The sequence below is a fragment of the Bacillus sp. C30 genome, assembly GCF_040838255.1.
Taxonomy (GTDB): domain Bacteria; phylum Bacillota; class Bacilli; order Bacillales; family Bacillaceae_G; genus Bacillus_A; species Bacillus_A mycoides.
This window is the reverse complement of sequence record NZ_JBFPJH010000131.1, coordinates 1-8,808: the sequence shown is the minus strand read 5'-3', so window position 1 is coordinate 8,808 and position 8,808 is coordinate 1. Positions and strand designations below refer to the sequence as shown.

Here is an 8,808-nt window from a genome sequence, read left to right as displayed (position 1 = left end):
GGCCTCTTCTTTTTAGTTAAATAATTTTAAATATAATTTAATTTTATTTAACTAAAATGCATGTTAAACTAACGTTAATCGAATTTTCTAAAAACAACAAAGGAAGGCGGATAACATTATGGAAAATTTTTTTCTGTTTATTATTATGTCTATATGTCTTATTATTCTACCCGGTCCTGATACAGCAATGGCTACGAAAAACACATTGATTGCCGGCAAAATCGGCGGCGTAAAAACTGTTTTTGGTACTTGTGTTGCGCTTTTAATTCACACTTTAGCTGCTGTAATTGGTCTTTCAGCACTTATTGTAAAGTCTGCTCTTTTATTTTCTATTTTTAAATATGTTGGTGCTGTATATTTAGTCTATATTGGTATTAAAGCCCTTTTAGCAGTAAGAAACACAGAAGACTTAAATACAAATGACATTCCAATAAATAATGACAATAAACATACTTCTTGCTTTCGCCAAGGGTTTCTTACAAATTTACTAAACCCTAAGGTTGCAGTCTTCTTTTTAACTTTTTTACCACAGTTTTTAAATCCAAATCATAATACATTTATACAACTTCTCGTTATGGGACTTACTTATCTCATTTTAACCGTCATTTGGTTTGCTTTTTATATATTTTTAATTGATAAAATTAGTGCTTTTATGAAAAAACCGAAGACACAGCGTTATATTCAAGGGATTACAGGAATCGTCTTAATTGGGTTTGGTATTAAATTAGCCTTTGAAAGAAATAGTTAACACAATACAAACGAAAATACACTACTCCATTATGAGTAGTGTATTTTCGTTTGTATTATTTTTATAATGAGTGGGAATGCACCCCACTCATTATCATTTCACTTTATTAAAACCAGCGCTCAGTTACAACTTTTTTACGTGTATAAAATTGAACGCCATCCGTACCATTTGTACCAAGATCTCCAAAGAATGAAGCTTTGTTTCCTGCAAATGCGAAGAATGCCATTGGTGCTGGAACATTAACGTTTACACCAATCATACCAGCATCAATATTGTCTCGGAATGTTTGTGCATGTTTTCCATTTGATGTATAAATAACAGCACCATTCGCAAATTTCGATTGATTTGTCAGCTTAATACCTTCTTCTAAATCTTTTACTCTTACAATACTTAATACCGGAGCGAATATTTCATCTTGCCAAATTTTCATTTCTTGATTTACACCATCAAAGATTGTTGCACCAACAAAGTAACCTTCTCCAACTTCTTCATTGATTTTACGGCCATCTACTAGTAAAGTTGCTCCATCTGCTACACCACTATTAATATAGCCTAAAACACGTTCTTTATGAGATTCACGGATTAATGGTCCAACATAATTATCTTCGTTGAAACCGTCACCTACTTTTAACTTCTTCGTTTCCGCTACTAATACATCAATGAATTCATCAGCAATTTCATCAACTACTGCTACTACTGAACATGCCATGCAGCGCTCTCCACTACTTGCAAACGCAGACCCAATTACACCTTGTACTGTTTTCTCAAGGTTGCAATCTGGCATAACAACTGCATGGTTTTTCGCACCTGCTAACGCTTGTACACGTTTACCATTTTTTGTACCAGTTTCATATACGTAGCGTGCCACTGGCTCAGAGCCAACAAACGAAACTGCTTGAATATCTTTATTTTCTAAAATACTATTTACAACATCTTTTCCGCCTTGTACTAAATTTAATACCCCTTTTGGAAAACCAGCTTCATAGAATAACTCTACAAGTCGCTCAGCTAAAAGTGGCGTTCTTTCAGATGTTTTTAATACGAATGTATTACCGCAAGCAATTGCAAGTGGGAACATCCATAATGGAATCATCATCGGGAAGTTAAACGGTGTAATACCAGCAACAACTCCGATTGGGTAGCGCCAAATCGATCCATCAATTCCACTAGCAATATTCGGAAGAGCTTGTCCCATCATTAAATTTGGTGCTGATGTTGCAAGTTCTACCGCTTCAATACCACGCTGTACTTCACCAGTTGCATCCGTTAGCGTTTTACCGTTTTCTAGCGTAATGATTTTTGCAAGCTCATCTTTATTTTCTTGTAACAGTTGTAGATATTTGTATAGTTGTCTTGAACGATTTGGAACTGGCACTTTAGACCATGTTTTGTATGCCGCTTTTGCCGCTTCAACAGCTTTTTCAACATCTTCTTTTGGAGAAAGTGGAACGTAAGCGATGATTTTTCCAGTTGCCGGATTCGGAACCGCTTCTACTTCCGTACCAGTAGATTCTACCCATTCGCCATTAATATGATTTTTCACTCGTTTAATTTCAGTTGTAATCATTATATTCTCTCCTTTTTTATCATGGTTTTTATAAGTGCACTATTTTTGATTAGAAATTAATTGTTCGCTAACTTTCTTATATAAAGCAGCCATATCGTTTTCACCATATCCTGCCTCACTCGCTTCTTCATATACGTTTAATAGCATCTCACTTACCGGTAAGTGAAGTTCACTTTCTTTAGCTAACTCTATCGCAAATCCTAAATCTTTCTTTAATAAATTTACAGTAAAGCCTGGCTCATAATTTTCTGATGCAATGAAACTTTTATAATTACGCTCATAAATTCTACTTTGACCGTAACTTACATTTAAAATATCAAACATTTTATCTAAATCCATATTGTTCTTTTTCGCTAATGTTAAAGCTTCACTCACACCAGCTGTATAAAAACCAATTAATAGATTATTAATTAATTTAACAGTTGTACCACTATCAATCTGCTCACTAACATGGAAAACATTCGCTCCAAGCACTTCCATGACAGATTCAGTTTTCTCATATACTTCTTTCGATCCACCAACCATAAACGTTAATGTACGGTTTTCTGCACCAATTACCCCACCGCTAACAGGTGCTGCTAAAAAGTCTACTTTCTTTTCCTTCGCCGATTCCTCTAATTGTTTGTTTAATTGTGGAGATACTGTACTTGTATCAATTAAAGCTACATTCGAGTGGCTATTTTCAAATAATCCTTCTTCCCCAAAATATACCGCTTCCACAGCACGAGGTGAAGGCAAACTTGTAAAAATCACATCGCATGTCTCTGCTAGTTTTGAGATTGATAGGCCGATAATTCCTCCTTCTTTTTCAAAGGAAGCTTCCGCCTCTTTATTCAAGTCCACTCCATATACTGTGTAGCTAGATTTAACTAAATTTTTAGACATTGGAAGACCCATGTTACCTAAACCGATAAAACCAATCTTTTTCATATCGCTTTCCCCCTATTTACACAATATATTTCCCGCGATTTATAATAACTTTCGCAATATCTCTCTTTTTCGTAAATAAGTTTGAGTATAAAGGCACTAATAATTGACGGATTTCAGCTAATATTTCTTGTCTATTTTGTTCTTCTGTGACAGCTGCTGAAAGAATGGAAATCGCAGCTTCTTCTACTTTACGATATCCTTCTTCACAAATAACACCTGTTATCATTTGCTTCGTACGCTCTTTTTCCTCACCATTTTTACTAACTGCTTTCCTCGTACGTAAAAATGCTGATTCCATGACGTACACGTCCGTCAACATATTTGATAATACGCGTGAATATTCTTGCTCTTGCTCAATTTTTATTCCTGGAGTTTTAGAGAGCGTTTTCAAAGATTGTTTCAACAATTTTTTCGCTAATAAAATGTAACGATGGTTTCTTTCTACATTTGCTACATCAATTTCTACTTCAGCATCTTCTATTTGCTCGATTTGCTTCATTAACATTTTTGCAACTGTTAATCTATTAATTTCATTCGTTCCTTCAAAAATACGACTAATTCTAGCATCACGATATAATCGTTCTACTTCGTATTCTTGCATATAACCGTAACCACCATGAATTTGTACAGCTTCATCTACGATATAAGCAAGTGTTTCAGAAGCGTTTACTTTATTCAGTGCACATTCAATTGCAAATTGAGACATTTTTTTCATAAGATCTTCATCACTCTCATGAATTGCTTCATCAATTACACCCGCTGTACGGTAAGCTGCACTTTCTGCTCCATATGTAGAAATAATCATATTGGCAATTTTCTCTTGAATCATCGTAAAATCTACTAATTCCGTTTGGAACTGTTTTCGCTCTTTTCCATATTGAACTGACAAACCGATTGCTTGTTTTGCTGTTCCAATATTTCCAAAAGCAAGTTTTAGTCTAGCGAAGTTAAGAATATTAAGAGCTACGTGATGCCCTTTCCCAACTTCCCCTAAAACATTTTCAGCGGGGATGACAACATCTTCTAAAATAAGCGTCGCTGTTGAAGATCCTTTAATCCCCATCTTCTTTTCTTCTAATCCTATTGATACACCTTCACATGTTCTTTCGACAATAAACGCTGTCATTCCTTTATTTGTCTTCGCAAAAACAACGTATACATCTGCCATATGAGCATTTGTAATCCACTGCTTCTCACCATTCAACTTCCAAGCAGTACCATCTTCATTCAATACTGCACTCGTTTTTGCACTTAATGCATCAGAACCAGCATTTGGCTCAGTTAAAGCATAAGCCCCAATCCATTCTCCCGATGCGATTTTCGGTAAATATTTTTCTTTCTGTTCTTTCGTTCCATAATATATGTAAGGCAATGTACCTACACCGGCGTGTATATTAAAAGAAACGCTAAATGCACCAGCGTAACCCATTTTCTCTGCTACAAGACCTGAGACAGCCTTTCCTAACTCGAATCCGCCATAATCTTCTGGTACCTCAATGCCTAATAATCCAAGTTCCCCAGCTTTCTCAAATAATTGGCGAGAAACTTTATAGTTATGTTGTTCAATATTCTCAATTTGCGGGACAATTTCTTGTTTAACGAATTGTTCTGTCGTTTTTGCAATTAAATCTTCATCCCCTGAAAAATCTTCTGGTGTAAAGAAAGTATTATTCACATCTTTATTGAGTGAAAAAAATTCATCCCATGGTAACTTCGTTTTCTCCATCTGAATCCCCCTATCATTTCGGCCTTCGTTGATCTTTGCATATGCTCGTCTACGATGAGTGGAATATCTTATTATTGAAAACAGAAGGCGATGATTTTTCACATCAAGCAGTTCGTTTTGCCAAAGATGTATTTTCATCGCCTAAATCCTTCTACCTATTGATCTTCAGATAATACTGTTTTTGCAATTCCAGTATCTAACTCTTCAAAGTCATGATATGAAATTGTTTCATATAATTCACTTCTCGTTTGCATATTAGAAAGTGCATCTTTTTGAGAACCTGTTTCCTTAATTAGCGTAAACACATTCTCATATGCTTTTGCAGCAACACGAAGTGAAGTTACAGGATAAATTACCATTTGGAAGCCCATATTCGCAAATTCCTCTGCACTATAATATGGTGTTTTTCCGAACTCAGTCATATTTGCTAGTAAAGGTGCATTCACTTTGCTAGTAAATAAACGAAATTCTTCTTCCGATTGAAGCGCTTCTGGGAATATTGCATCTGCTCCTGCTTTTACATATGCATTCGCTCTTTCAATCGCTGCATCTAATCCTTCCACGCCGCGAGCATCTGTGCGTGCTACAATATATAAACTTGGCGCAACTTCTTTAATCGCTTTAATTTTTTGAACTAATTCTTCTGTAGTAACAAGTTTCTTACCATTTAAATGTCCACATTTCTTTGGTAATTGTTGATCTTCAATCTGAACAGCCGCAACTTTCGCTTCCACCATTTCTACAGCTGTTCTCGCTACGTTTAGTACTCCACCAAATCCTGTATCAATATCAACAAGAACTGGTAAATCTGTAGCTCTAACTAGATCCCTTGCTCTCTCTGCTACTTCAGTAGACGTCACGATTCCTAAATCTGGTAGTCCTTTACTTGCAGTGTAAGCAGCTCCCGATAAATATAGAGCTGAAAAACCTGTATTTTTCGCAACAAGAGCCGCCATTGCATCATGAGCACCTGGAATTTGCAAAATTTCATTTGCTTCTACTAAAGCTCGGAAGCGATTCGTAAGCTCCTCTTGTGTCGACTGTTTATTCACAACCCAAGCCATTCTAAATTCCCCCTATTATTAAATTAAGAATAGATCTACAAATTCGTTTACATTCATATTTTCTAGTTTTTCTTCATTTAGACAAGCTTCATGGATTTTTTCTTGTTGCTTACTAGAATAATGACCTGCCATATTTGCAGTGAATTTTCGAACAACTTTTGGAATTGCTTCGTCTCTACGGAAACGGTGGCCAAGTGGATATTCACATTCCACATTTTCTGTTACAGTACCATCTTTAAAATGAACTTGAACAGCATTGGCGATTGAGCGCTTGTTCGGGTCAAGGTAATCTAAACTGTACTGTTTATTTTCAACAACAACCATCTTATTACGTAATTCATCTACACGTGGATCATTCGCTACTACATCCTCATAATCATCCGCAACGATATCTCCTTTTAATAAACCTATTGCCGTAATGTATTGTAGGCAGTGATCGCGATCAGCTGGGTTATTTAATGGACCTTCTTTATCGATAATACGAATTGCTGACTCATGAGTTGTAATTGTAATACGATCAATTTCATCTAATCTTTCTTTAAGTTCCGGATGTAATTTCACTGCACATTCTGCAGCTGTTTGTGCATGGAATTCTGCTGGGAATGACACTTTGAATAATACATTTTCCATTACATAAGATTCTAGCGGTCTTGCTAATTTTAATTCTTGCTTGTTAAATAACACATCTTGGAATCCCCATCCTGGTGCAGATAATGCCGTTGGGTAACCCATTTCACCTTTTAATGCAGTCATTGCGAGATGAACACCGCGGCTCGTTGCATCACCTGCTGCCCATGATTTACGTGAACCTGTATTTGGAGCATGACGATATGTACGAAGACTAGAATTATCAATCCACGCATGTGATAATGCATTAAAGATTTCCTCACGCGTTCCGCCAAGCATTTTTGCAACTACTGCAGTTGTTGCTACTTTTACGTATAATACGTGATCAAGACCAACACGGTTTAAGCTGTTTTCTAAAGCAAGTACACCTTGAATTTCATGTGCTTTAATCATCATTTCTAGTACTTCACGTACTTTTAATGGTTCTTTTCCTTCTGAAATACGAACGCGGCTAATATAATCTGCAACTGCTAAAATTCCGCCTAAGTTATCAGATGGATGTCCCCACTCTGCTGCAAGCCAAGTATCGTTATAGTCTAACCAACGGATCATACATCCGATATTAAATGCGCCTTTTACTGGATCTAGCACATAAGATGTTCCTGGTACACGTGTACCATTTGGCACGATTGTTCCTGGTACAACTGGTCCTAATAATTTCGTACACTCTGGGTATTGTAGTGCTAAAATTCCACATCCAAGTGTATCAAGTAATACGTAGCGAGCCGTACTGAATGCCTCTGCACTTGTAACCTCTTTATTTAATACATAGTCCGTAATTTCTTCTAATAATGCATCTTTTTGTTTAATTTCATTTGTTTTAATCATGCTATTCTTCCCTTTCTGTCGAAAATTCGTTATTATTAATGATGGGTGTCGGTCAAACACCCATCTGGCGGGCGGCGCTAACAACTCCCCAGTTGTTTTTATTTACTAAATGCATGTCGCTCGCCAATATAATTTACACGTGGACGGAACAAACGATTGTTCGCATGTTGCTCAATTACGTGTGCACATAGCCCTACTGTTCTAGAACTAAAGAAGATTGGTGTGTAAAGTTGAATTGGAATACCAAGCATCCAATATACTGGAGCAGCATAATAATCAAGATTCGGATAAATTCCTTTTTCCTTCTCCATAATTTTTTCTCCAGCTTCACACATTTCATATAGTGTATAATCGCCTTTCACATCACATAACTGCTTTAATGCTTCCTTCATCATAAGTGCTCTTGGATCCATCTTTTTCATATAAACACGGTGTCCAAAGCCCATAATTTTTTCTTTGTTATATAGTTTCTTCTGTAATAACTCTTCAAATTTCTCAACATTACCAGCTTCTAAAAGCATGTACATAACCGCTTCATTCGCACCGCCATGAAGACTTCCTTTTAAGGATGCAACTGCTCCTGTTAAAGCGCCGTATAAGTCGGATTGCGTTGAAGCAATAACGCGTGCTGTAAATGTAGAGTTTGGCATTTCATGTTCACTATATAAAACAAGGGAACGATCAAAGATTTTCTCTTCAAGTTCAGTTGGTTTCTTTCCAGATAACATATAGAAGAAATTCGCACTATATGACAATTCTTGAAGAGGCTCAATTGGTTCCTCATTATTTAAAATATGGTAGCTATTCGCTACAATATTTGGCACTTTACTTAAAAGCTTGTATCCTCGACTTTTATTCACTTCTAACGAGCGGTTTTCGATATCACTATCGTAACCAGCTAATGCAGACACACCTGTACGTAGCCCATCCATAGGATGCGTTTCCTTAGGCAATGCCTTTAGAACATTGAATACACCTTCTGGCACTGCATATTCTTCTTTTAATTTCTTTTCAATTGTTGCTTTCTCATCCTCATTCGGTAAACGTTCTTCTAATAAAAGGTGCACAATGTCTAAATACTCTTTTGTTTTTGAGAGTTCGATTAAATCATACCCTTGAATTACAATTTCACCTTTTACTGTGTCAAGAAACGAAATTTTCGTTTCCGCTGCTACTACACCATCTAATCCCGGGGAAAATTTTTCTTCAGCTTTCATCATTATTTCCTCCAATCCTAATAGATCTTCGTGCACATAACTGTAAGCCTTTACAATAATATGAAACTACATTTCTATTTCAATGTATCAGAGTTTTTAGA

The 8,808-nt window shown here is 36.2% G+C and carries 7 protein-coding genes; 1 reads left to right on the top strand and 6 read right to left on the bottom strand.

Translation table 11 applies throughout. The annotated features are described in order from the left end of the window. The first annotated feature begins 115 nt into the window (after positions 1-115). The gene (locus tag AB3X49_RS13535; protein WP_367962686.1) at positions 116-748 is read left to right on the top strand and encodes a LysE family translocator; all 633 of its coding nucleotides are present in this window, start codon (positions 116-118) and stop codon (positions 746-748) included. A gap of 106 nt (positions 749-854) precedes the next feature. On the opposite strand, the gene AB3X49_RS13530 is transcribed toward AB3X49_RS13535, so the two are convergent. The 6 genes from AB3X49_RS13530 to mmgD all read right to left on the bottom strand — a co-directional run bounded on the left by AB3X49_RS13530 (position 855) and on the right by mmgD (position 8,710). Beyond that, a complete protein-coding gene (locus AB3X49_RS13530) occupies positions 855-2,315 on the bottom strand; it encodes a CoA-acylating methylmalonate-semialdehyde dehydrogenase (RefSeq protein ID WP_002127280.1) in 1,461 nt (486 codons plus the stop codon). 39 nt (positions 2,316-2,354) lie between these two features. Further along, positions 2,355-3,245, bottom strand: a complete 891-nt coding sequence (locus AB3X49_RS13525; RefSeq protein WP_002012741.1) for an NAD(P)-dependent oxidoreductase — start codon at positions 3,243-3,245, stop codon at positions 2,355-2,357. 16 nt (positions 3,246-3,261) lie between these two features. Continuing rightward, positions 3,262-4,971, bottom strand: a complete 1,710-nt coding sequence (locus AB3X49_RS13520) for an acyl-CoA dehydrogenase FadE (RefSeq protein WP_367962682.1) — start codon at positions 4,969-4,971, stop codon at positions 3,262-3,264. Between the two features lie 155 nt (positions 4,972-5,126). After that, a complete protein-coding gene (gene prpB, locus AB3X49_RS13515) occupies positions 5,127-6,035 on the bottom strand; it encodes a methylisocitrate lyase (protein ID WP_002168448.1) in 909 nt (302 codons plus the stop codon). An 18-nt stretch (positions 6,036-6,053) separates the two neighbouring features. Continuing rightward, positions 6,054-7,490, bottom strand: a complete 1,437-nt coding sequence (gene prpD / locus AB3X49_RS13510) for a 2-methylcitrate dehydratase (protein WP_002085755.1) — start codon at positions 7,488-7,490, stop codon at positions 6,054-6,056. 98 nt (positions 7,491-7,588) lie between these two features. Next, positions 7,589-8,710 carry a citrate synthase gene (gene mmgD / locus AB3X49_RS13505; RefSeq protein ID WP_367962678.1) on the bottom strand — a complete coding sequence of 374 codons (1,122 nt, stop codon included), beginning with the start codon at positions 8,708-8,710 and terminating at the stop codon, positions 7,589-7,591. Between the last annotated feature and the right edge of the window lie 98 nt (positions 8,711-8,808).

What these genes read in the sequence shown, in the direction of transcription:
- AB3X49_RS13530 (WP_002127280.1), bottom strand. Translation starts at nt 2,315, where the DNA reads ATGATTACAACTGAAATTAAACGAGTGAAAAATCATATTAATGGCGAA.
- AB3X49_RS13525 (WP_002012741.1), bottom strand. Translation starts at nt 3,245, where the DNA reads ATGAAAAAGATTGGTTTTATCGGTTTAGGTAACATGGGTCTTCCAATG.
- AB3X49_RS13520 (WP_367962682.1), bottom strand. Translation starts at nt 4,971, where the DNA reads ATGGAGAAAACGAAGTTACCATGGGATGAATTTTTTTCACTCAATAAA.
- prpB (WP_002168448.1), bottom strand. Translation starts at nt 6,035, where the DNA reads ATGGCTTGGGTTGTGAATAAACAGTCGACACAAGAGGAGCTTACGAAT.
- prpD (WP_002085755.1), bottom strand. Translation starts at nt 7,490, where the DNA reads ATGATTAAAACAAATGAAATTAAACAAAAAGATGCATTATTAGAAGAA.
- mmgD (WP_367962678.1), bottom strand. Translation starts at nt 8,710, where the DNA reads ATGATGAAAGCTGAAGAAAAATTTTCCCCGGGATTAGATGGTGTAGTA.